At 74.0% G+C, this 22,322-nt stretch carries 21 protein-coding genes and 1 riboswitch; of the genes, 8 read left to right on the top strand and 13 right to left on the bottom strand.

Annotation, left to right across the window (positions count from 1 at the left end; all coding sequences use genetic code 11):
* Window positions 1-106: 106 nt before the first annotated feature.
* Complete coding sequence (locus KZX45_RS12315; RefSeq protein WP_248258026.1) at window positions 107-2,338, bottom strand: glycoside hydrolase domain-containing protein; 2,232 nt, start codon at window positions 2,336-2,338, stop codon at window positions 107-109.
* Between the two features lie 296 nt (window positions 2,339-2,634).
* Here KZX45_RS12315 and KZX45_RS12310 point away from each other — a divergent pair, with 296 nt between their 5' ends.
* Both KZX45_RS12310 and KZX45_RS12305 read left to right on the top strand, forming a co-directional pair.
* A complete protein-coding gene (locus KZX45_RS12310) occupies window positions 2,635-3,294 on the top strand; it encodes an AAA family ATPase (protein WP_248258025.1) in 660 nt (219 codons plus the stop codon).
* Between the two features lie 154 nt (window positions 3,295-3,448).
* A complete protein-coding gene (locus KZX45_RS12305; protein ID WP_248258024.1) occupies window positions 3,449-3,796 on the top strand; it encodes a cupin in 348 nt (115 codons plus the stop codon).
* 110 nt (window positions 3,797-3,906) lie between these two features.
* Here KZX45_RS12305 and KZX45_RS12300 read toward each other — a convergent pair whose 3' ends face one another.
* Window positions 3,907-4,146, bottom strand: a complete 240-nt coding sequence (locus KZX45_RS12300; protein ID WP_248258023.1) for a heavy-metal-associated domain-containing protein — start codon at window positions 4,144-4,146, stop codon at window positions 3,907-3,909.
* A gap of 169 nt (window positions 4,147-4,315) precedes the next feature.
* Between KZX45_RS12300 and KZX45_RS12295 the strand changes: the two genes are divergently transcribed.
* Window positions 4,316-5,752 (top strand): lipase maturation factor family protein, encoded by a 1,437-nt coding sequence (locus tag KZX45_RS12295; RefSeq protein WP_248258022.1) that lies wholly within the window; start codon window positions 4,316-4,318, stop codon window positions 5,750-5,752.
* 7 nt (window positions 5,753-5,759) lie between these two features.
* Here the strand turns inward: KZX45_RS12295 and KZX45_RS12290 are convergent, their stop codons facing one another.
* On the bottom strand, window positions 5,760-6,062 hold the full coding sequence (locus KZX45_RS12290; RefSeq protein ID WP_248258021.1) for a GNAT family N-acetyltransferase: 303 nt from the start codon (window positions 6,060-6,062) through the stop codon (window positions 5,760-5,762).
* Window positions 6,063-6,218: 156 nt separating this feature from the next.
* Here KZX45_RS12290 and KZX45_RS12285 point away from each other — a divergent pair, with 156 nt between their 5' ends.
* The 5 genes from KZX45_RS12285 (at window position 6,219) to KZX45_RS12265 (ending at window position 10,629) form a co-directional block, all read left to right on the top strand.
* The gene (locus KZX45_RS12285) at window positions 6,219-7,070 is read left to right on the top strand and encodes a glycerophosphodiester phosphodiesterase family protein (protein ID WP_248258020.1); all 852 of its coding nucleotides are present in this window, start codon (window positions 6,219-6,221) and stop codon (window positions 7,068-7,070) included.
* 79 nt (window positions 7,071-7,149) lie between these two features.
* The gene (locus KZX45_RS12280; protein ID WP_248258019.1) at window positions 7,150-7,635 is read left to right on the top strand and encodes a general stress protein; all 486 of its coding nucleotides are present in this window, start codon (window positions 7,150-7,152) and stop codon (window positions 7,633-7,635) included.
* A 100-nt stretch (window positions 7,636-7,735) separates the two neighbouring features.
* Complete coding sequence (locus tag KZX45_RS12275; protein WP_248258018.1) at window positions 7,736-8,110, top strand: VOC family protein; 375 nt, start codon at window positions 7,736-7,738, stop codon at window positions 8,108-8,110.
* 143 nt (window positions 8,111-8,253) lie between these two features.
* Window positions 8,254-8,760 (top strand): SRPBCC family protein, encoded by a 507-nt coding sequence (locus KZX45_RS12270; protein ID WP_248258017.1) that lies wholly within the window; start codon window positions 8,254-8,256, stop codon window positions 8,758-8,760.
* A 156-nt stretch (window positions 8,761-8,916) separates the two neighbouring features.
* Window positions 8,917-10,629 carry a bifunctional 3'-5' exonuclease/DNA polymerase gene (locus KZX45_RS12265; RefSeq protein WP_308221740.1) on the top strand — a complete coding sequence of 571 codons (1,713 nt, stop codon included), beginning with the start codon at window positions 8,917-8,919 and terminating at the stop codon, window positions 10,627-10,629.
* Window positions 10,630-10,792: 163 nt separating this feature from the next.
* Here the strand turns inward: KZX45_RS12265 and KZX45_RS12260 are convergent, their stop codons facing one another.
* The 10 genes from KZX45_RS12260 to KZX45_RS12215 form a co-directional block, all read right to left on the bottom strand.
* Window positions 10,793-11,959 carry an ABC transporter ATP-binding protein gene (locus KZX45_RS12260; protein ID WP_374112590.1) on the bottom strand — a complete coding sequence of 389 codons (1,167 nt, stop codon included), beginning with the start codon at window positions 11,957-11,959 and terminating at the stop codon, window positions 10,793-10,795.
* Entirely contained in the window at window positions 11,956-13,635 is a 1,680-nt protein-coding gene (locus KZX45_RS12255) for an iron ABC transporter permease (RefSeq protein WP_248258016.1), read from the bottom strand. Before KZX45_RS12255 ends, KZX45_RS12260 begins: the two co-directional genes overlap by 4 nt.
* Window positions 13,635-14,759, bottom strand: coding sequence for a thiamine ABC transporter substrate binding subunit (locus KZX45_RS12250; RefSeq protein WP_248258015.1), 1,125 nt, complete (start codon window positions 14,757-14,759; stop codon window positions 13,635-13,637). Before KZX45_RS12250 ends, KZX45_RS12255 begins: the two co-directional genes overlap by 1 nt.
* A 55-nt stretch (window positions 14,760-14,814) precedes the next feature.
* A riboswitch (TPP riboswitch) is annotated at window positions 14,815-14,920 on the bottom strand.
* A gap of 22 nt (window positions 14,921-14,942) precedes the next feature.
* A complete protein-coding gene (locus KZX45_RS12245; RefSeq protein WP_248258014.1) occupies window positions 14,943-15,206 on the bottom strand; it encodes a DUF4235 domain-containing protein in 264 nt (87 codons plus the stop codon).
* A 201-nt stretch (window positions 15,207-15,407) separates the two neighbouring features.
* A complete protein-coding gene (gene mnhG / locus KZX45_RS20305) occupies window positions 15,408-15,938 on the bottom strand; it encodes a monovalent cation/H(+) antiporter subunit G (protein WP_308221739.1) in 531 nt (176 codons plus the stop codon).
* Window positions 15,935-16,402, bottom strand: coding sequence for a monovalent cation/H+ antiporter complex subunit F (locus KZX45_RS12235; protein WP_248258013.1), 468 nt, complete (start codon window positions 16,400-16,402; stop codon window positions 15,935-15,937). The genes mnhG and KZX45_RS12235 overlap by 4 nt, the downstream gene beginning before the upstream one ends.
* Window positions 16,399-17,040 (bottom strand): Na+/H+ antiporter subunit E, encoded by a 642-nt coding sequence (locus KZX45_RS12230; protein ID WP_248258012.1) that lies wholly within the window; start codon window positions 17,038-17,040, stop codon window positions 16,399-16,401. Before KZX45_RS12230 ends, KZX45_RS12235 begins: the two co-directional genes overlap by 4 nt.
* Window positions 17,037-18,620 (bottom strand): Na+/H+ antiporter subunit D, encoded by a 1,584-nt coding sequence (locus KZX45_RS12225; protein WP_248258011.1) that lies wholly within the window; start codon window positions 18,618-18,620, stop codon window positions 17,037-17,039. The genes KZX45_RS12230 and KZX45_RS12225 overlap by 4 nt, the downstream gene beginning before the upstream one ends.
* Window positions 18,617-19,135: a Na(+)/H(+) antiporter subunit C gene (locus KZX45_RS12220; RefSeq protein WP_248258046.1), complete on the bottom strand. Its 519-nt coding sequence runs from the start codon at window positions 19,133-19,135 to the stop codon at window positions 18,617-18,619. The genes KZX45_RS12225 and KZX45_RS12220 overlap by 4 nt, the downstream gene beginning before the upstream one ends.
* A gap of 8 nt (window positions 19,136-19,143) precedes the next feature.
* Window positions 19,144-22,173: a Na+/H+ antiporter subunit A gene (locus tag KZX45_RS12215; RefSeq protein WP_248258010.1), complete on the bottom strand. Its 3,030-nt coding sequence runs from the start codon at window positions 22,171-22,173 to the stop codon at window positions 19,144-19,146.
* Window positions 22,174-22,322: the final 149 nt, after the last annotated feature.

The raw sequence follows: 22,322 nt of genomic DNA, 5'->3' as shown, positions 1-22,322 counted from the left end.
GTGAGTCGAGCGGGCGGAGTGGTTCGTGCGGGCGGGCGGGCGGTGAGCCGTCACTTCCTCGGTGAGACGCCATTCTCTCGGTAAGAGCTCACGAGCTGGCGACGTCTCACCGAGCTCGTGACATCTCGGCGGGAGGGGTGGGCCCGGGCGACGACGGCGGCCGGTGGGCCAGGGCCGTGCCCCAGTCCGACGGCGTGGCCGCGAGCTCGAGGAGAAGTGTGCCACCCGCGTGGAGCTCGTTGCCGCTCAGCCAGCTGCGCTCGAGCGGCACGCCGTCGAGCCGGGCCGAACGGACGTACTGCGCAGGGCCGCCGGGCTCCGGCTCCACGAACCCGGTGGTGGCGATCTCGAGGGCGTTGCCGCCCACGTCGATCCGCGCCTCCCGGAACGAGGGTGCGTTGAGCAGGAACACGTTCTGCCCCGCCACCGGAAACAGCCCCAGGGACGCCCAGACGTACCAGGAGCTCAGCCCGCCGGAGTCGTCGTTGCCGGGCAGGCCACCGCGGCCGGTGCCGAACTGGTGGTGCACGGCCGCGTGGACGATGTCGGCCGTCCGGTCGGGGCGGCCGGCGTACTGGTACGCCCAGGGGGCCTCCATGTCGGGCTCGTTGTTCAGCCCCTCGAACCGGCCGAGCGCGTACCCGCGCGCCATCTCCTCCGCCGTGGGTCGCACGCCCGGCTGGGTGACCGGCCCCGCGCCGACCCCGAAGAAGCGGTCGAGCAGGCCGACGAACCTCTCGTCGCCGCCCGCGAGCGCGATGCGCGCCGCCATGTCGTGCACGAGGCGGAAGGAGTAGTTCCACCGCCCGCCCTCGTAGAACGTGGAGTCCTTGAGCAGGCCGGTGGACGGGTCGAAGGCGTTGCGCCACTGCTGCGCCAGCCCGGCGAACTCGGCCACCAGGGCCCGGTCACCCACCTGCGCGGCGATCTTCGCCGTGCACCAGTACCCGAACGCGAGGTCCAGGGTGTGGCTGATCGGGTGCGCCTCGCCGCGCAGCAGGAAGTCCTCGCCGTACATCCGGCGCAGGTCGTTGTGCATGTGGACCAGCGCCCACTCCCAGTCCATGCCGGGCAGCCCCAGCTGGCACAGGTCGGCGAGGAACGTGTGGGCCAGGGCGGAGCCCTGTCGCGAGAACTGGTCGGCGCCGCGGGACATGCGGTAGCCGATGGGCAGGTTGCCCTCCTCCTCGCAGATGTGGAGGAGCGCCTCGGCGAGCTCGACCGCCCGGTCCGGCACGAGCGTCGTGAGCAGCGGCAGCTGAGTGCGGTAGATGTCCCACATCGTGCTGATGTCGAACGCGAACGGGCCGCCGGTGGGCCAGAACGGGCTCTCGCCCCGGGCCAGGCACGGCTTGAGGAGCGAGTGGTAGAGCGCCGTCGAGAAGACCGTCTCCCGCTCGGGCGAGGGGGTGTCGACGGCGATCGTGCCGAGGTGCTCGCGCCAGCTGCGCGCCGTGGCCTCGCGGCGGGCGGCGAAGCTGTGCGGCCCCGGCCCGCAGTCACGGTAGAGGTTCTCGCGCGCCTGCTCCTTCCCGCGCAGCGAGAAGCCCAGGCGGAGCTCGACCACCTGGCCGGGCTCCGCGGGTCCCGCCCACATCAGGCCGAAGGGGCGCAGCGTCGTCGGGCGGATGTAGTCGAAGTCCAGCCTGGTGCCGCCGGGCATGAGCCGGCGGTCGTACCAGAGCATCTGCCGCCACTGGTCGGCGTCGCACTCGAGGTGCACCGCCAGCGGGGCCCCCTCCATGACGATCTCGCCCTCGGCGACCCCTGGGCCGAGCGACTGCAGGTGCGCACGCAGGGGAATGGTGCTGCCGTAGGGGATCGCCAGGCCGCCGAGCGAGAGGTCGATGACGAGGCGGGCGTTGCGGTGCGCGGGGAACGTGTACCGGTGGACTGCGCTCTTGGGGCCGACGGTGACCTCGCAGCGGATGCCCGAGGAGAGGGTCGCGGCGTACCAGCCGGGCTCGGCCTCCTCGTCCTCGACGTCCCACAGCGTCCCCAGCGCGTCGAGCGGCTCCAGCATGGGGGTGACACGGAAGTAGTTGTAGTACTTCCGGATCGCGCCCGTCCCGGACTGCTGGAAGTGGGTGAACCCGGAGGCGACCTGGCGGTCGTGCATGGTGCGCGGGACGCCCTCGGTGCTCAGCTCGTAGCGCCCGTAGCCCGTCGGGTACGCGCCGGAGTACGCGCAGGCGGAGACCATGCCGAGCGGGTAGGCGGCGCCGGGGTGGGTGTTGCCCACCTGCGGCTTGGGCCACCACCACGTGGCCGCCAGGCCGGACGGCTGCGGCAGATCGGTCACCTCGGTGCCGATGAACGGGTCCACGCGCTCGAACACGTCCGGCCCCCTCCCTTGCGCGGCACTGTCGGCCCGTGCCCCGCGACGACGATATGCACCGGACGGAAGAGCGTCCACGCGTCCGGCGGTGACCGACACGTCGTGGCGGGTTCGCGCGCCCGAGCACCCAAGCCCCCGCACGCGGGGCTGCCCGGCTGCCCGGCCCGCCCGGCTGCCCGGGCTGCCCGGCTGCGCCGTCGCCCGAGGTTCCGGAGCGGACCCGCCGGAGGGCTCCTAGAGTGGTCACGGCGACTGCGGGCGACGCCCGACAGCGTCGACGGCGATGCGGAGTAGCGATGTCGAGCAGCGACCAGTCACCGGTCAGGCCGGTGGTCACCCTCTTCGAGACCTACGGCGCCGGTGCGAGCTACGTCGGGCCGCGCGTGGCCGAGGCGCTCGGGCTGCCCTTCCACCAGCAGGCGTTCAGCTCCGAGCAGCTCGAGGCGGAGGAGGAGCGGCGCGAGAAGGAGAGCCTGCTCTCGCGCGTCTTCAGCGCCATGGGACCCGGCTACGCGGGCCCGGAGGGCGGCGCGGTGCCGGCGGCGCAGCGCGACAGCTACGAGCTGGCCCTCGAGAACACCCGCATCGTCCAGGAGGAGGCCGCGCGGGGTGGGGTCGTCATGGGCCGCAACGGCGCCGTCATCCTCGCCGGCCGCCCCGCCACCCTTCACGTCCTGCTCGACGGACCGGTCGAGCAGCGGGTCGCCCGGGCGGCGCGGGACACCGGCATCAGCCACGAGCGGGCCGCCAGGCGGCAGAAGCGGGAGGACGAGGTCCGCGCGCAGATGTCGAAGGACTTCTACGGCTGGGACCCCCGCCGGCCCGACCGTTACGACATGGTGCTGAACACCGGGTCGCTCTCCCTGGACGAGTGCGTCGCCATCATCGTGGACGCGGTGCACATCCGGGCGGGCCAGGTGCCGGGGCCTGCTCCGGCCGCCGCGCCGCAGCTCTGACTCCCCCTCGACGCAGGCCCGACTCCCCAGGGACGACGGCGGACCGCGAGCCTCACGTCGGCGAACGAGGCCACGCCGACGCCAGTGACGGCCGCGCGGTGCGCGAGACCGGTCGTGGCGGCATAGTGGCACGTACCCGACGGAGGAGGATCCCGTGGCCGACCTGTCCCAGCTCGCCGCATCCCATCTCGCCGCCGCCAAGGCCGACGAGCGCGGTCGCAGCCCCGAGCTCCTCGTGCACGACGGCCCGCTGCGGCAGACCATCATCGCGCTCGTCGCGGGCACCGAGCTCGGCGAGCACAACTCCCCCGACGCGGCCAGCATCCAGGTGCTGCTCGGCCGGGTGACGGTCACCGGCAGCGAGACGGTGGAGCTCGGCGCCGGCCAGCTGGCCGTCCTCACCCACGACCGACACTCGGTGCATGCGCTCGAGGACTCGGTCTTCCTGCTGACCACGGTCACGAGCGTGGGGCAGACCGCGGAGCCGCAGCGCGCGCGGTAGCCGGACACGACAACCGATCACGCGGGCCGGCCGCGCGGGGCGCGTGACCGTCCCGGGACCCGTGCCCGCCCCGGGCCGCGTTGCGTGTGACGCGGCCCGGGCCACGGCGCTCAGAAGGCGGACGGTCGGGCGACGTAGCCCGCCCTGCCAACGGCGGCGACCAGCTCGTCGACGCCGACCCTGTCGGGGTCGTGGTCGACCTCGACGCGCCCGCTGGCGAAGTGCACGGTCACGGCCTCGACGCCGTCGAGACGGCCCACCTGCTTCTCGATCTTCGAGACGCAGGAGGGGCAGGAGAACCCTTCCGCGCGCAGGATCGTGCGGGTGGTGACGGGGGCTTCGGTGCTCATGGCTCGTCCTCTCTGTGGTTCCTCCACCCCGGTCCTCCGAGGTGCTGATCGCGACGCTAGGAGCCCTCCCCCACCGCGACCATGACGCGCGTCAATCAGCCGCACCGTGCTCTCTGCTGCGCCGAGAGCACCCTTGGGTGTGCAATGTCGAGGGAGGAGGAGGCACGCCGTGGAGTGGTTCGCCGCCGAGGACTACGACGCCGCCCGGTTCGTCCTGCAGCGGGGCATCGCCCTGCTGTACCTCGTCGCCTTCGTCGCCGTGCTGCGCCAGTTCCGCCCCCTGCTCGGTGAGCACGGCCTGCTGCCGGTCCCCCGCTACCTCGACCGGGTGGGTGCCCGCACGGGGCCGACGCTCTTCCGCCGTCGCTACTCCGACCGGCTCGTGCTGGCTGTGGGGTGGGCCGGCGTGGTGCTGGCGCTCAGCGTCGTCGCCGGCCTCCCGCAGAGCGGGCCGCCGTGGGTGCCGATGCTCGTCTTCCTAGCGATGTACGGGCTGTACCTGTCGGTGGTCAACGTGGGCCAGGTGTTCTACGGCTTCGGCTGGGAGTCGCTGCTCCTGGAGGCGGGGTTCCTGGCCGCCTTCCTCGGCTCGGACGAGGTGGCGCCGCCGGTCGTCGTCATCTTCCTGTTCCGGTGGCTCGTGTTCCGGGTGGAGTTCGGCGCCGGGATGATCAAAATGCGCGGCGACGTCGTGTGGCGGGACCTCACGGCGCTGTACTACCACCACGAGACCCAGCCGATGCCGGGCCCGCTCTCCTGGTTCTTCCACCACCTGCCCAGGCCGCTGCACAAGGTGGAGGTGGCGGCCAACCACGTCACCCAGCTGGTGGTCCCGTGGCTGCTGTTCCTCCCGCAGCCGGTGGCCTCGGCGGCCGCGGCGGTGATCGTCGTGACGCAGGGCTGGCTGGTGCTCTCGGGCAACTTCGCCTGGCTCAACTGGCTCACCATGGTGCTCGCCTTCTCCGCGGTCTCCGACGATGTGCTCGACCAGTTCCTCCCCCTGCGGGAGGCCACCCACGCGCCGTCGCCCGCGTGGTTCGTGGTGATCGTGCTCGCGGTCAGCGTGCTGCTCGTGGTGCTGAGCTGGTGGCCGGCGAAGAACCTGCTCTCGAAGCACCAGGCGATGAACGCCTCGTTCAACCAGTGGCACCTCGTCGGCGCCTACGGCGCGTTCGGCTCGATCACCCGGCGCCGCTCGGAGGTGGTCGTGGAGGGAACGGATGACGACGACCCGTTCACGAGCGACTGGCGCGAGTACGAGTTCAAGGGCAAGCCGGGCAGCACAGGGCGCCGGCCGCGCCAGTACGCCCCCTACCACCTGCGGCTGGACTGGGGCATGTGGTTCCTGGCCCTCGGCTCACCGTCGCAGTACCGGTGGTTCACCGTGCTGCTGCGCCGCCTGCTCGAGGCGGACCGACCCACGCTGCGACTCCTCGCGCACGACCCGTTCGCGGGGCAGCGCCCCAGGTACGTGCGCGCCCGCGTCTTCCGGTACCGGTACTCCACGTTCGAGGAGCTGCGCCGGACCCGTCAGTGGTGGGTCCGGCACGAGGAGGGCATGCTCGTCGCGCCGCAGGACCTGGAGGCCATCCGGCGTCTGAGCTGAGTCTCTGCTAGGCCCGGGACTCGACGAGGTCGCCGTCCGCCTCGGTGGCGGGGTCGACCGCGTCGGCGTACTCGTCGTGGCGCCCCACGTAGGAGTTGACGTAGGAGCACACCGGCACGATCCGCCGGCCCTCCTTGCGGGTCTCGTCGAGGGCGTGCCCGACGAGACGCCCGGCGAGTCCCTTGCCCGACATCGCATCGTCGACGCGCGTGTGGTGGAAGATGCGCCGGCCTCCGTCGTCGAGGTACTCGGCGACGCCGACGACGTCACCCGCGACCAGGATCTCGAACCGGTTCTCGGCAGCGCGCACTGAGGTGTCCATGCCGGGGCAACAACGGACCGGCCCGCCCCATTCCGGAACCACGGGCGACCCCGGGGCAACGGCGCGGTGGCGGGTCGGTGAATCCTTGGCGCTGGGCGGCCGCCGCCGCACCCGCGGCCCGTCCGTATCACCATGATGGGGGTCGTGGCCACGCTCGCAGCAGCCCCTCGCCCCGCCCGCACCGCACCCCCTCTCGCCCCCGGCCGTCACGCCCCGCGGCCGGCCGGCAGCTACGGCTCCCACCCCGGCCCGTGGGCGTTCGCCCACCGCGGCGGCATGGAGCTCGCGCCGGAGAACACCCTCGCGGCCTTCGACCGCGCCGTCGGCCTGGGACTGACCTACCTCGAGACGGACGTCCGCACCACCGCCGACGGCGTCCCCCTTGCCTTCCACGACCGCACGCTCGACCGGGTGACAGGCCTCCGCGGCCCGGTGGCCGCGCGGACCTGGGCCGAGATCAGCCGCACCCGCGTGCTCGGCACCGAGCCGGTCCTGCGCCTGGAGGACCTCCTCGCGGCCTTCCCCGACGCCTGCGTCACGATCGACGTCAAGGAGGAGCGCGCCGTCGTGCCCACCATCGAGGCGATCCGGCGCACGGGCTCCGCCGCGCGGGTCTGCGTGGCCGGCGGCTGGGACCCCTGGCTGGCGGCGATCCGCCGGGCGTGCGGTGCTGCCCTGACGACGGCGCTCGGCTGGCGGGCCCTGACGGCACTGATCGTCGCCGCGCGGACGGGGGTGCGTGCCAGCTCCGGCGTCGCCACCGGCTCCTTCGCCCACGTGAGCCTGCGCTACGGCCGGGTGCCCGTCCTCGCCGACCCCCGCACCACCGGTCGGCTGGTGCAGATGGCCGCTGACCTCGGGCTCGGCGTCGTCGCGTGGACCGTCAACGACGTCCCCACGATCCGGCGCCTTGCCGACGCCGGCGTCGCCGGGATCATCACCGACCGGCCCGACGTGCTGCGCGAGACCCTCGCCGCGCACGCCAACCGGGCGTGACGCGCGCCACCTCAAGATGCTTCGCCACAGCACCGGCAATACGTTGGCACAGTCCAACTACTACTGCTGAGGAGGCCGTATGACCACGACGCCGACCACGAGCCCGACTCTGACCCCCACGACCGGCACGGCGAGCGACTACCGTCCGCTCGTCGAGCTCGACAGCTACACCGAGGCGCAGAGCCTCGTCGACCATCTCTCCGACAACGATTTCCCCGTCGGCCAGGTCCGCATCATCGGCACCGGGCTGCACTCGGTGGAGCAGGTGACGAGGCGGGTCACCAACGGATCCGCCGCGCTGCGCGGCGCCGGCAGCGGCGCCTGGTTCGGGCTGCTCATGGGCCTGCTGCTCGGCCTGTTCCTGCCGGGTGCCGCCTGGCTCACCGTCCTGCTGACCGCCGTCGTCCTGGGCGCGGTGTGGGGCGCCCTCTTCGGCTTCCTCGCCCACTGGTCGACCCGGGGCAAGCGCGACTTCGCCTCGGTCAAGGGCCTCGAGGCCTCGCGCTACGAGGTTCAGGTCACCGCGGCCGAGCTGGCTCACGCCCGGCGGATCGCCCAGCTCTGACCGACAGGCGCCCCGCCCGTATCGCGTTGGGGCCGTCCGGTCTCACCGGGTGACGGCCGGGCGTCGTGCGGCAACGGGCCCCGAACGGCATGCTCGGCGCATGACCGCGACCATCGCCGCCCTCGCCATCGACGCGCACGACCCGCGCCGAGTGGCCGACTTCTGGCTCGCTGCGCTCGGCTGGGTCGAGCTCGAGATCGACTCCGGCATCATCAGCATCGGGCCCCGTGACGGCGGCCCGGGCATCGACGTGATCCACGTGCCCGAGCCCAAGACGGTGAAGAACCGGCTGCACCTCGATCTGCGCGCCGACGGCTCCACCCAGGCTGAGGAGGTCGAGCGCCTCATCTCGCTCGGCGCGGTCCGGGCGGACGTGGGGCAGGGCCCGGACGTGAGCTGGGTGGTGCTGGCCGATCCGGAGGGCAACGAGTTCTGCGTGCTGTCCCGCTCGGTGCAGGACCTCGCGGCCTCGTGAGAGCCGTGGCCCGGCGGCGCGGAGACGCGTCGTCATAGCGCGCCGTGGCCCGGGTACGCGCCCTACGGTGGGCCCATGACTCACGCGCCGGACCAGGCCGACCTCGCCGTCGTCGGCGGCAAGGGACTGCCGGAGGTGCACGCATGAACACCACACCGACGGGGTCGCTCGTCGCGACCGAAGACGGCAGAGACCTGAGGCTCGCGCGGACGCTGGACGTCCCGGTCGAGGAGCTGTGGGCGTGGCTGACCGAGCCGGAGAAGACGGCCCGCTGGATCGGCGGCTGGTCGGGCACGCCGGGAGCCGGCAGCACGGTCCGGTTCACCCTGAACTTCGAGGAGGGAAACCCCGAGTCGGCCGTGACGATCACCGCGTGCGAGCCGCCGCGCCACCTGGCCGTCAGGCTCAGCGACGAGGCCGGCGGCTGGCCGCTCGAGGTGTTCGTGGCGGAGACCGGCGGGGGCAGCACCGTCACCCTCGTCCACCACCTCGACGCGGCCGCCGACCCCGCCGACGTCGGACCCGGCTGGGAGTACTACCTCGACAACCTGCTGGCCGCTCAAGCTGGTCTGGCACCGGTGAAGTTCGAGGACTACTACCCGGCGCAGTCGAGCTACTACGCGGGCCTCGCCGCGCAGCCGGAGGACTGAGGCTCCCCGCCAGGGATCGACCGCCCCCCGCCGCCGGGAGCGACGCCACCCGCGCCGCCGCGAGCGACGGCACGTGCCAGCGGGACCGACGCCGGCCGTGGCCGGGACCGACGCCACGTGCGCGGTGAGGGTGAGCGCCCCGCATACGCTGCGGCGGTGAGGATCGTGGTCTCCGCCGTCGACGGCGGCGCGCACCTGAGGCCGCTCGCCGACGGCGCAGGTACCGGTGACCGCCCAGGTGCCGCTGGCCTCGCGGGCGCCGGGGACGTCGTCGCCGCCGGCGACCTGCCCGAGCGCGTCCGCCGGCTCGAGGAGGACCACCGCCCGCGCTGGGTGTGGGCGGACACCGCGACCACCTACCCGCCGCTGCTGCGCGCCGGCGTCAGGGTGGAGCGCTGCCACGACCTTCGGCTGTGCCACGTGATCCTCCGGAACGCGGCCGCCAGCGCCGCCTCTGCCCTCGCCACCGGCCCGGACGGCCCCTGGGACCACGCCACCGACCCCGCGCACGAGCCGACGCTGCTCGACGCCGTCGGTCCGGCGCTCAGCGCGGAGGAGGTCCTCGCCGAGCACGACCGCCAGACCGCCGCCGTCGACGCCGCCTCCGAACCCGGCCGGCTCCGGCTGCTGCTCGCGGCCGAGTCCGCCGGCGCGCTCCTGGCCGCCGAGATGGCGCACGACGGGCTCCCGTGGGACCGCGAGGTCCACGACCGCCTGCTCACAGAGCTGCTGGGCCCGCGCCCGCCGGCCGGGGCTCGGCCCGCGCGTCTCGAGAGCCTCGCCGCCGAGATCCGCGGCCACCTGGGAGCGCCCGCGCTCAACCCCGACTCCCCCGCCGAGCTGCTGCGCGCCCTCCACTCGGCCGGGGTCGAGGTGAGCACCACCCGGAAGTGGGAGCTGGCACGCTACGACCATCCGGTCATCGCGCCCCTGCTGGAGTATAAGAAGCTCGCGCGCCTGCTCAGCGCGAACGGCTGGGCCTGGATGGACGCGTGGATCCGTCCGCGCGCGAGCGACGGGCGCGCACGCTTCCACCCCGACTACGTCCCCGGCGGGGTCGTCACCGGCCGGTGGGCCACCAGCGGCGGCGGCGCGCTCCAGCTGCCCAAGCAGGTACGGGCCGCCGTCGCGGCCGACCCGGGGTGGCGGCTCGTCGTCGCCGACGCCGCGCAGCTCGAGCCGCGCGTGCTCGCCGCGATGTCCCGCGACTCGGCGATGGCGCAGGCCGGGCGGGGTGCGGACCTGTACCAGGGGCTCGTGGACGACGGCGTCGTCGACACCCGCGCCCGCGCCAAGGTGGCGATGCTCGGCGCGCTGTACGGCGCGACCACCGGGGAGTCGGGGCAGCTCATGCCCCGGCTCGTGCGTGCCTACCCGCGCGCGACCGCCGTCGTGGAGGAGGCCGCCCGGACCGGCGAGCGCGGCGGGGTGGTGAGCACGTGGCTGGGCCGCACGTCGCCGCCGCCGCCCGCGTCCTGGCAGCAGGCCCAGCGCCGCGCGAGCGAGCCCGACGCGACCGACGCGGACACCCGGCGCGCGAGGCAGTTCGCGCGCGACTGGGGCCGCTTCACCCGCAACTTCGTGGTGCAGGGCACGGCGGCGGAGTGGGCGCTGTGCTGGATGGCGGAGCTCCGGCTGCGGCTGCGCTCCCTGGGTCCGGGCGCCGAGGGCGGGGCGGCGACCGGTCCGCACCTGGTCTTCTTCCTCCACGACGAGGTCATCGTGCACACCCCCGCCGAGCTCGCGGACGACGTCGCCGCGGCGGTGCGGGAGTCCGCCGCCCGGGCGGGCCGGCTGCTCTTCGGCAACTTCCCGGTCGAGTTCGCCCTCGACGTCGCCGTCGTGGAGAACTACGGCGAAGCCGGCTGAGCCGGCAGGTCCCGGTGGCCGAACACGCCCTGACCGCCCGTCTGACCTGCCCGACGAGCACTTAGGGCATGCTCGTCAGAGGGGCTGCCGCCCGACGAGCAGTGAGGGCATGCTCGTCAGAGGTGGTGACGCCCGACGAGCAGTTGGGGCTCGTGACGATGTGTCAGTCGGTCGGGCCCGCGGGGACGACGACGGCGCCGTCGGGGTCCAGCCGCACCTGCACCAGCGACCCCACCTCGACCGCACCCGCCGCCACCGCGGATGCGAGCAGGCCGCCAGGCAGCTCGACGTCCACCTCCGTGCGGCCGCGGACGAACCGGCTCGCGGCCACCGGCACCTGCAGGTCGTGCCCGCCGGCCCACCCCTCGCCGGTGACCACCTGGAGCGCCCCCGGCCCCAGGCCGACCACGACGTCGCCGGGCTCGCTGAGCACCGCCCGGCCCGTCCCGCGCACCGGCACCTCCCCCAGCACCGTGCTGGCCACGTCGCCGCGTCGCTCGGCCGGGAGGAACGGCCCGTACCCGAGGAAGGCGGCCACGGCGCGATCGACCGGTGCCCGCCACAGCCGGCCCGGCTCGTCCACCTGGGCGAGGCGCCCGTCGATCATCACCGCCACCCGGTCGGCGACCGTGAACGCCTCGTCGTGGTCGTGCGTGACGTACAGGGCCGTGGTGCCGGTGCGGCGCAGGATGTCGTGCAGCTCGCCGGTGAGGCGCTCGCGGAGCCCCCGGTCCAGCGCCGAGAGCGGCTCGTCGAGCAGCAGCAGCTGGGGCGCCGGGGCGAGGGACCGCGCCAGCGCCACCCGCTGCGCCTGCCCGCCCGAGAGGGTGGTGACGGCGCGCGGGCCGTAGCCGGCCAGCCCGACGAGCTCGAGCAGCTCCGCCACGCGCGCGTCCCGGGCCGCCCGCGTCAGCCCCGCCGCCGCCAGGCCGTACCCGACGTTGCCCGCCACCGACCGGTGCGGGAAGAGCTGGCCGTCCTGGAACATCAGCCCGAAGCCGCGGCGGTGCACGGGCACGCCGGTGACGTCCCGCCCGTCCCAGGTCACCGTGCCGGCGGCCACGGGCTCCAGCCCGGCCACGGCGCGCAGCAGCGACGACTTGCCCGAGCCGGACGGCCCGAGCAGAGCGACGACCTCCCCGACGGCGACGTCCAGGTCGACCCCGGCCACCGCCGTCGTCCCGGCCTTCCCGGGCCCCTCGTAGCGGACGACGAGGCCGCGCACTGCCAGGCCTGGGCGCCGGCCGGGGTCCGGCTGAGGGCCGGCGGCCGGGGACGACGGCGCGGCCGCCGCAGCGGGAGCGGTCCGGAACCGCAGGTCTCTGGTCACCACTCGGAGGCCTCCTTCGTGCGCAGCTTCTCGGCGAGACCCATGACCGTCGCGGTGAGGACCGCGAGCACGACGGCGGCCGCCATCGCCATGCCGTAGTTCTCGGCGCCGGGGCGGCCGATGAGCCGGAAGACGACCACCGGCAGGGTGGGCCGGTCGGGCCGGGCGAGGAACGAGGTGGCGCCGAACTCGCCGAGCGAGACGGCGAAGGCGAAGCCGATCGCCAGGCCCAGGCCACGGACGAGGAACGGCCCGTCGACGGTGGCGAGCACCCGCCCGGGCGACGCACCCAGGGTCGCGGCGGCCTCGCGGAGGCGTGGGTCGATGGCGCGCAGCACCGGCAGCACCGTGCGCACCACCATGGGCGTGGCCACGACCGCCTGGGCGATCGGGACGAGGACCGGTGAGCTGCGCAGGTCCAGCGGCGGGCGGTCCAGGGTGATGAGGAACCCGAAGCCGACGGTGACCGCGGAGACGCCGAGCGGCAGCATGAACAGCGCGTCGAGCAGGTTCACCGCCCGGCGGGCGGCGCGGCGGCGGGGTCGGCGGGAGACGACCAGCGCGACCAGGGTGCCGACCGTGACGGCGATGACGGTGGCGTCGACGGCGACGCGCAGGGAGTTGGCGGTGGCCTCCCAGACGGTGACCGTCAGGGCGTTGGGGCCGCCGGTGGTGCCGAGGTTGACGTAGTTGGCCAGGCCCCAGCCGCTGTCGGGGGTGCGGAAGGACCGCACCACCAGGCCCGCCAGCGGCAGGCCGAGCAGTCCCACGACGACGGCGGCGGTCACCAGGGCGGGGCCGAGATCCGGCCCGGGGCGCAGCGAGCCGCCGCGGCGGACGACGAGGCGCAGCTGGTTGCCGGCGTCGTTGTCGGTGCGCAGCCGCAGGGCGCGCTCCTGACGCCGACGGCTGCGCCCGGCGAGGGTGAGCGCGGCGGCGACCACCACGAGCTGGACCACGGAGAGGACCGCGGCGGCCCGCAGGTCGAGGAACTGGGTGGTCTGGATCCAGATCTCGGTCTCGATGGTGCCGAAGCGCAGCCCGCCGAGGACGAGCACCACCCCGAAGGCGGTGGCGCAGAAGAGGAACACCATCGATGCCGCCGAGGCGATCGCCGGGCCGAGCGCCGGGAGCGTCACGGTGCGGAACGCGCGGGCGGGCGAGGCGCCGAGCGCGCGGGCGGCCTGCTCCGCGCGCGGGTCCAGCCGTGCCCACAGCCCGCCGACGGTGCGGACCACGAGGGCGTAGTTGAAGAACACCAGCGCCGCGACGATCGCGGCGAACGTCCCGTCCAGCCCGAGGAAGCCGAGCAGCCCGCCCTCCGCCAGCAGCGCGCGGAACGCGACGCCGACCACCACGGTGGGCAGCACGAACGGGACCGTGACGAACGCACGCACGAGCCCGCGGCCGCGGAAGCGGCACCGGTAGAGGACGTAGGCGCCGGGCACGCCGAGCAGCACCGCCAGCGCGGTGCCGGCCACGGCCTGTGCCACGGTCAGGCCGACGATCCGCCAGGTCCGGGACCGGGAGAAGACCTCGCCGACGGCGGAGAGGTCGAGGGCGCCGTCGGGGAAGAACCCCTGGCCGACGATGGCCAGGACGGGCCAGGCGAAGAAGGTGCCGAGGAAGACCAGCGGCACCGCCGTCGCCAGCGCCCATCCCAGCCGCCGGGCCATCAGCCGATCACGATCTCGGACCAGGTGGAGATCCACTCCTCGCGGTTGGCGCTGATCGTTGCCGGGTCGACGGCGAAGGGCTCCTCGGCGAGCGGGGCGTGCTCGGCCCACGCCTCGGGGAGCTCGACCGTGTCGTCCACGGGGTACATGTACATCTGGCCCGGGATGTCGGCCTGCACCTCGGGCGAGACGAGGAAGTCCACGAAGGCGCGCGCACCGTCGGGGTTCTCCGCACCGGCCAGCACGCCGGCGTACTCGACCTGCCGGAAGCACGTGTCGAGCATCGCGCCGGTGCGCGGCTCGCCGCCGCCCTCGGGCACCTCCGCCGCCGGCGAGGAGGCGTAGGAGAGCACGATCGGGCGCGGACCGGCACCCTCGGAGCCGGAGAAGTCGACGTAGTAGGCGTCGGACCAGCCCTCGACGACCTTGACCCCGTTGGCCTTCAGGTCCTCCCAGTACTGCTGCCAGCCGTCCTCGCCGAAGGCGCCGACCGTGGCGAGCAGGAAGGACAGGCCGGGCGACGACGTCGCGGGGTTGGTGACGACGAGGAGGTCCTTGTACGCGGGGTCGGTGAGGTCCTCGAGGGTGGTGGGCTCGGGGACGCCCTGCTCGGTGAACCACTGGTGGTCGACGTTCAGGCACACGTCGCCCATGTCGACCGGGGTGAGCGAGCCCGCGTCGTCCACGGCGTGCTGCTCCGCGGAGGTGGGCAGGTCCGCGGGGGTGTACGGCTCGAGCACGCCCGCGTCGATCGCGCGCGCCGCGAAGGAGTTGTCGATGCCATAGACCACGTCGCCCAGCGGCGAGTCGGCGGTGAGGACGAGCTGGTTGACCAGCGCGCCGCCGTCGCCGGGGGCGACCATCTCGAGCTGGTAGCCGGTGTCCGCCTCGAACTGGTCCAGGAGCTCCTGGCTGAGGGCGAAGGAGTCGTGGGTGACGACGGTGAGCGTGCCGCCGCCCGCGGCGCCGCCGTTCGCCGTCGCCCCGACGTCCGCGCCGCCGCCGTCCCCGCCGCCCAGGCTGCAGCCGGCCAGGACGAGGGTGGCGACGGCGGTGGTCGCCGAGACGGCCGAGGCGGCGCGACGGCCCGAGGTGGGCCGGCGGCGGGTGATGGTGCTGGTCATCGTGTCCTCCCGAGGTGCAGGAGGGCCCGCGGCCGGGCGCTGGTGCGCGGCCACGGGGAGAGAAGTCCCGACTTCCTTCGCCGGTGCTAACCGGTGCAGGTTCGAGGGTCTGCGGATGTCCGCACTCTCAGCGCCCGGTCGGCGCTCCCCTGTCGTATCACCGGCACCTTAGCACCGCGGAGGTCAGACCTTGTCGATGCGCTTCTCCACCGGACCGCCGTAGAACTTGGTGGCGCCGCGCAGCGCGAAGTGGCGGGCCAGGCCGAGGAGCGCGCCGGAGACCACGGTGAACGCGATGACCTCCCACCACTCCACCTCGGGGTCGTCCTCGTCCACGGGCGCGTCCCTGCCCGTGACGGCCTTCCAGCCGGCGGTGACCGCCTTGGTGGTGAGCAGGGTGGCGGCGAGCGTCGCCCCCGTGCTCACGACTCTCCAGCCGATGTCCATGCGGTGCTCCCTGATCGATGCGTGCGCCGTCCACGGCGGCTCGTGCGTGCCCCTCGATCATGCCCGACGCCGCCGCCGCCTGCATACGGGCGATGGCGTCCAGCCACTCCAGACCGGCCGGCGGGCCGTCGCAGCTCCATCTGCCCGCGACACCGCCGGACGGACCCGGTCGCGAGCGGGCGCACATCGCCGACGCGCCGGTCAGCCCCTGCCGGGCCCCGTGGCGCCGTCGACCCGTCCGTCCCCGGCCCTGCCGTCCCCGGACCGCCCGTCCCCGGACCGTCCGTCCCCGGCCCGCCCGTCCCCGGCCCGCCCGTCGCCGGACCGTGCGAGGTCGCGGTCGAGCACGGCGATCCGCCGCTCGACCTCCTCGTCGGAGAGGTTCTCGGAGGCCTCGAGGTCCTGGGTCAGCTCGTCGACGACGAGGGCCGCGGAGTCGACCTTCCCGGTGCGGTAGCCGGCACGGCCGACCATGTGGGCGGAGATGGGCGCGGTGATCAGCTGGAAGGCGACCACCAGCACCAGGGTCCAGCCGACCACCGGGTTGCGCACCGTGAGCGCCAGCCCGGCCATCATGAGCGTCAGCCCGAGCACCTGGGGCTTGGTCGCCGCGTGCATCCGCGAGAACAGGTCCCGGAACCGCAGGACCGCGATCGCGGCGACGAGGGTGAGGGTGGAGCCGAGCACCAGGAGCACCATCCCGGCGACGTCGGCGATGCCGGCGGCGGTCATCGGCCCCCCTCCCCTGCGTCACCGTCGAGGCGGGCGTCCACCGACGCCGCCGCGGCGGCGTCGTCCCCGGGGTCCACGCCCGGGCGCGACGGGCCGTCGTCGGCGTCGGGGTCGTGGACCGGGGCGTCCTCGTCGCTGAGCGCGCGCTGCTGGGCGAGCACCTCCGCGAGCTCCTCCTTGGTGAGGATGCGGGCCTCCTCGGGGGCCTCCACCGCGGCGAAGCGGGCGATGGTCACCGATCCGACGAAGCCGACGATCGCCAGCACCACGAGCACCGGGACGAGGTCGGTGCGGCCGGAGCGGGCGCTGATCAGCGCCACCGCTCCCAGGACGGCGGCGGTGACGACGTCGAGCGACACCACGCGGTCCAGCATGGTGGGGCCCTTCTCCATCCGGACGAGGGCCACCAGCGCGGCGATGCCGATGACCACGAGGCAGTACGCGAAGACGATGGTCTCCGTCATCGCCCCACCCCCTCGGTGCGCGGGAGGCGACCGGCGCGGCGGGAGGAGCCGGGCACGTACCCGGCGTCGACGAGCTCCGCCCGCGACGCCACGGCACGCAGGATGCGCTCCTCCTGCTCGAGGACCGTCCGGTGGGCCGCGTCGAGGCCGCCGTGCATCTCGACGTCGAAGACGTGGAGGTACAACGTGCCGGTGACCCGGTGCGCCTCGACCACGATCGAACCCGGGACGAGGGACGAGAAGCCGGCGGTCGCGGTGAGGTAGGTGTCGGAGTGCGAGCGCAGCCGGACGCGGATCACGGCGCCCCGGGGCTGCCGCCCGGACAGGGCCATGGCGGAGATCTGCAGCGACGCGACGACGACGTCGTACGCGAAGCGCGTCGCCAGCACCAGGACGCCCCACGGCCGGAAGCGGCCGTCGAACGGGGTCCGCGGCAGGGGTGCGACCGTGGTGACGAGCAGCGCGACGCCGAGGCCCGCGACCACGTTGGCCACCGTGATGTCTCCCCACAGCAGGACCCACACCGCGGTCAGCCAGGCGAGCATCCCCCACGACGCCCGCGGCCAGCGGGCCCTGCGACGGTCGTGCGGCGGCGCGCCCGTCGCCCCGGGCACGCGTGAGTCCGTCTGTCCGGTCATCCGCCCTCACCCCCGTCCGTCTCACCGGTGTCCTCCGGCGCGCCGCGCTCCCCCTCCTGGGTCACCTCGGGCGACTGCCCGGTGCCCCGGCCCCCCTCGGGCAGGACGGAGATGATGTACGGCACGCGGGCGCGCAGGTCGCGCGCGGCGCGGTCGGTGTAGTCGTACAGCGGCCCGGCGAGGGCGGCCAGCAGCAGGGAGAAGACGACCAGCCCGGCGGCCGGTCCGACCATGCCGCGCGGCGTCGTCGTCTCCGGCAGCGGCTCGGGGGCCTCCTGCCAGAACGCCATGTTCCAGGTCTTCACGATCGCGTAGAGGGTCAGGAGCGAGGTGACCAGCCCGCCGGCGATGAGCGTGTAGGACAGCCCGGAGCCGTCCTGCGCCGCCGCCTCGATCAGGCCGGCCTTGCCGAGGAACCCGCTCATGGGCGGGATGCCGGCGAGGTTCATGGCCGGGACGAAGAAGAGGACGGCCAGCAGCGGGGCGAGGCGGGCGAGCGAGCCCAGCCGCACGAGGGAGGTGGTTCCGCCGCGGCGCTCGATCAGGCCCGCCACGAGGAAGAGGGCGGTCTGCACGGTGATGTGGTGGGCGACGTAGAAGATCGCCGCCGACAGGCCCGCCTCCGAGGAGGTGGCGATGCCCCAGATCATGAAGCCGATGTGGCTCACCAGGGTGAAGGAGAGCAGACGCTTGATGTCCTCCTGCGCCACGGCGCCGAGGATCCCGACCACCATCGTGGCCAGGGCCACCACCTTGAGCAGGTCGTCGAGCCGCCCGTCGGGGAAGAGGAGCACCTGGGTGCGGATGATCGCGTAGACGCCGACCTTGGTGAGCAGGCCCGCGAACACGGCCGTCACCGGGGCGGGCGCGGTCGGGTAGGAGTCCGGCAGCCACGCGGAGAGCGGGAAGACGGCCGCCTTGATCCCGAACCCGACCAGCAGCATGAGCTGCAGGATCAGCTGCATGCCCGGGTCTATCTCCGGCAGCCGCATGGCGAGCTGGGCGAGGTTGACCGTGCCCGTGGCCGCGTAGATCAGGGCGATGCCCACGAGGAACACCACGGAGCTGATCAGCGAGACGACCACGTAGATGGTCCCGGACCGGATCCGGTCGCGCGTGCCGCCGAGGGTGATCAGCACGAAGCTCGCCGCCAGCAGGATCTCGAAGCCGACGTAGAGGTTGAACAGGTCACCGGAGACGAAGGTGTTCGAGACCCCGGCGGAGAGGACCAGGAACGTCGGGTGGTACACCGCCAGGGGGGCGCCCTCGTCCCCGTCCGCCACACCCTGCGCGAGCGAGTACAGCAGGACGGCCAGCGTGACCGTCACGGAGACGACGAGCATGAGCGCGGCCAGCCGGTCCACCACGAGGGAGATGCCCACCGGAGCGGCCCAGCCGCCGACGTCGAGCACCATCGGTCCCGAGTTGACCATCACGAGCAGCGCGACGGAGACGGCAAGCACGACGGAGAGCACCGAGACGGAGACGACGCCCTGGACCCGCGGGTAGCGGGCGAGCGCAAGGGCCACGCCCGCGCCGATCAGCGGCAGGACGACGGGCAGCGCGACGAGCCAGGTCATGGCTTGGCCTCCTCGTCGTCGGCCCCCATGGCGGCAGGGTGGTGGCCGGCCCGGGCGTGCGCGTCCTCGCCCCGGGCCGTCTCGTCCCGGGTGCTCGCGGCGTCCTCGGCGAGGGTCGCGCCGGAGTCGTCGGTGACCCGCTCGGACAGCTCGTCGCGTGCCGCGCGGCGGGCGATGCGGCGGTCCTCGAGGTCGTCCTGGACCTCGTCGTGGCCGTTGAGCTGCCAGGACCGGTACGCCATCGCGAGCAGGAATGCCGTCATGCCGAGGGTGATGACGATGGCCGTGAGCACCATGGCCTGCGGGAGCGGGTCGGACATCTCCTCCGGGGCCGTCTCGCCGAGGATCGGGGGCCCGCCGGCGCTGCCGCCGGCGACGAGCATGAGCACGTTGACGCCGTTGCTGATCAGGGCGATGCCGATGATGACGCGGCTCAGCGACCGCTCGAGGAGCAGGTACACGCCGGTCCCGACCAGGACGGCGACGAGCACGATCAGCGTGAGGCTGGGCGCCATGTCGATGTTCACCGGGCACCTCCTCGCGGGGCCAGGGCCTCGTCCTCGCGGCGGGCGTCGGGCGCCGGCGCGGCGTCGTCGCGGACGCGGGCCGGGTCGTCGTAGGCGACGTCGGGGGCCTGCTTGCCCTCGATCTCGCCGTGGCGGTCCACCTCGGCACCGAGGGAGCGCAGGATGTCGAGCACCAGCCCGATCACGACGAGGTAGACGCCCATGTCGAAGAACAGGGCGGTCGCCAGGTGGACGTCGCCGAAGACCGGCAGGGTGACGTCGACGATCGTGGACTGCAGGATCGTCCCGCCGAAGAGGACGGGCACGGCGCCGGCCCCCGCCGAGAGGAACAGCCCGGTGCCCAGCAGGTGGCCGGGGTGGACAGGGGCGGCCTCGCCGAGCTCGTAGCGCCCGCCCGCCAGGTACCGAACGGTCAGGGCGACGCCGGCCACGAGCCCGCCGGAGAACCCGCCGCCGGGGGCGTTGTGGCCGGAGAAGAGCAGGAACACCGAGAACACCAGCATGGTGTGGAAGACCATCCGGGTGCCGACCTCGAAGATGACGCTGCGCCGCTGCGGGGGCACGGTCGCCCCGGCGCTTAGCCAGGTCCGGCCGCGGCCGGGGACGCGGTCCTGGCGCGGCCTGTCCAGCATGCCGCGGCGCAGGCGAGCCCCGCCGTCGCTCTCCCCCGCCCCCGGGGCCCAGACCGGCGCGCGGCGGGCGTCGGCCGCGCGGTCGATGTGCCCGATGCGGCTGCGCAGGAAGACGAGGGAGGCGACCCCGGTGGCCGCCACGAGGATCACCGAGATCTCGCCCATGGTGTCCCAGGCGCGGATGTCGACGAGGGTGACGTTGACGATGTTCTTGCCGTACCCGTACTGGTAGGCCTCGTCGGGGTACGCGACGGAGACCGGCGCGTGCACGCGGGCGCCGGCGGCCAGGACCGCGAGCGCGGCGGCCGTCAGCCCGACGACGACGCCGAGGATGGCCCGCCACCAGCGGGAGGTGGCCAGCGGCCGGTTGGAGAAGTACGCGGGCAGGCGGCGCAGCACGAGGACGAAGACGACGAGCGTGACGGTCTCGACCAGCACCTGCGTCAGCGCCAGGTCGGGCGCGCCGTGCAGCTCGTAGAGCAGGGCGACGCCGTAGCCGGCGACCCCGAGCAGCAGCACCGCCTTGAGACGACGGCGGGCGCGGGCGGCCAGGACGGCGGCGACGGATATGACGACGGCGGTGGCCAGCTGCGCCGGGCTGTCCCAGACGCGGAACCGCTCGGGCCAGGCCGCCCCGCCGACCGCGACGGCGCCCAGGGCGACGACGACGACGGTGATGAGGATCGTCGAGAGGTACGCGGGCAGCGACCCGCGCTGGGTGAGCGCGGTGACGTCGGCGGAGAGGTTGTCCAGGGCGCGCAGGGACCGGCGGTACAGGCCCTCGGCACCCTCGACGTCGCGGAAGGAGCGCTGGAACCGCTCGACCGGCCTGCGCCAGACGAACATCGCGGAGCCGAGCACCAGCACGCCGGCGGTGACCGCCAGCGGCACGCCGAACCCGCCCCAGAGCGTCAGGTGGCCGGCCTCTCCCGGGTAGGTGTCGGCGTACGGGGCGAGGGCGCGCTCGACCGTGCCCGGGACGAGGCCGCCGGCGAGGCTGAGGGCGGCGAGCGCCACCGGCGAGGCCATGATCAGCCGGGAGGTGCGCTGCGCCTCCCGCTGCTCCACGCCGGGCTTGTCCCAGAACGCGCCCCACCACAGGCGCAGCCCGTAGGCCAGGGTCAGGACGGAACCGAGCGCCACCGCGGCGAGGACCCAGAGGTCGGCGCGGGTGCCCAGGTGCACGAGGGACTCGAGCGCCGCCTCCTTGGCCACGTAGCCCAGCGTCGGCGGCACGCCCGCCATCGAGGCGACGGCGAGCCCGGCCGCCGTCGCCGCCACCGGCATCCGCCGCCCGAGGCCGGAGAGCTGGCGCAGGTCACGGGTGCCGACCGACCAGTCGATGACGCCGACCAGCAGGAAGAGGCACGCCTTGAACAGGGCGTGGGAGAGCAGCATGGCGAGGCCGGCGAGGGCGACGGCGCGGTCGCCGTGCCCGACCAGCACGATGATCAGACCCAGCTGGGAGACGGTCCCGAAGGCGAGGACCAGCTTCAGGTCGTGCTGGCGCAGCGCCCGGTACCCGCCGACGAGCATGGTGAGCACGCCGAGGCCGATCACCATCCAGCGCCACACGGCCTGGTCCGCCAGGCCGGGGGCCAGCCGCGCGACGAGGTAGACGCCCGCCTTGACCATGGCGGCGGCGTGCAGGTAGGCGCTGACCGGCGTCGGCGCGGCCATGGCGGCCGGCAGCCAGAAGTGGAACGGCACCTGGGCGGACTTGCTCAGCGCGCCGAGGAGCACGGCGGCGACGGCCACCGGCACCAGGGCGGGGTGGGCACCCGCGCCGAGCTCGCCGGCGGCGGCGGAGGCGACGAGCTCGCTGAGCAGGTAGGAACCCCCGTCGACCTCGCCGAGGAGGATGAGCCCGCCCAGCATGGCCAGGCCGCCGAGGGTGGTGACGATGATGGCCTGCATGGCCGCACGCCGGGAGGACTGGCGCTCGTGGTAGTGGCCGATGAGCAGGTAGGAGAAGACGGTGGTCAGCTCCCAGAACACGTACAGCATCAGGGAGTTGTCGGTGACGACCAGGCCGAGCATCGCCCCGGCGAACGCCACGAAGACGCCGGCGAACCGGCCCAGGGCGGTGGCCGAGGCGGAGAAGTAGGCGGCGCAGTACACCAGCACGAGGGCGCCGATGCCGCCGACGACCAGGACCATCAGCCAGGACAGGACGTCGAGCCGGAACACCAGGTCGAGGTTCAGCGCGGGCACCCACGGCACCGACTGGACCGGGTGGTCCCCGGCGAGCACGCGGGACGTCTGCGTCGCGGCCCACACCGCCGCGGAGGCCGGCACCGCGGCGAGGCCGATGAAGGCCCGGCGGCCGAAGCGGCCGACGACCATGGGCGCGAGCACCGCCGCCACCACATGGATCGCCAGCAGCTGTAGCACGGGCCGCTCCGGGAGCTCGGTGTTCGGTCAGGTCAGTACGCCCCCGGGCGACACGGCGGACGAGACGGCCCAGGCACCGAGCAACGGTGCGGACAGGGGGATCGAGGCCCAGTTTAACAAGCCGGCGCGGGGCGGACCGGCGGTGTCCG

Source organism: Georgenia sp. EYE_87, from assembly GCF_023148685.1.
Classification (GTDB): Bacteria; Actinomycetota; Actinomycetes; order Actinomycetales; family Actinomycetaceae; genus Georgenia.
Note: the sequence above shows the minus strand (reverse complement) of the source record. Positions and strands in the feature narration are given on the sequence as shown.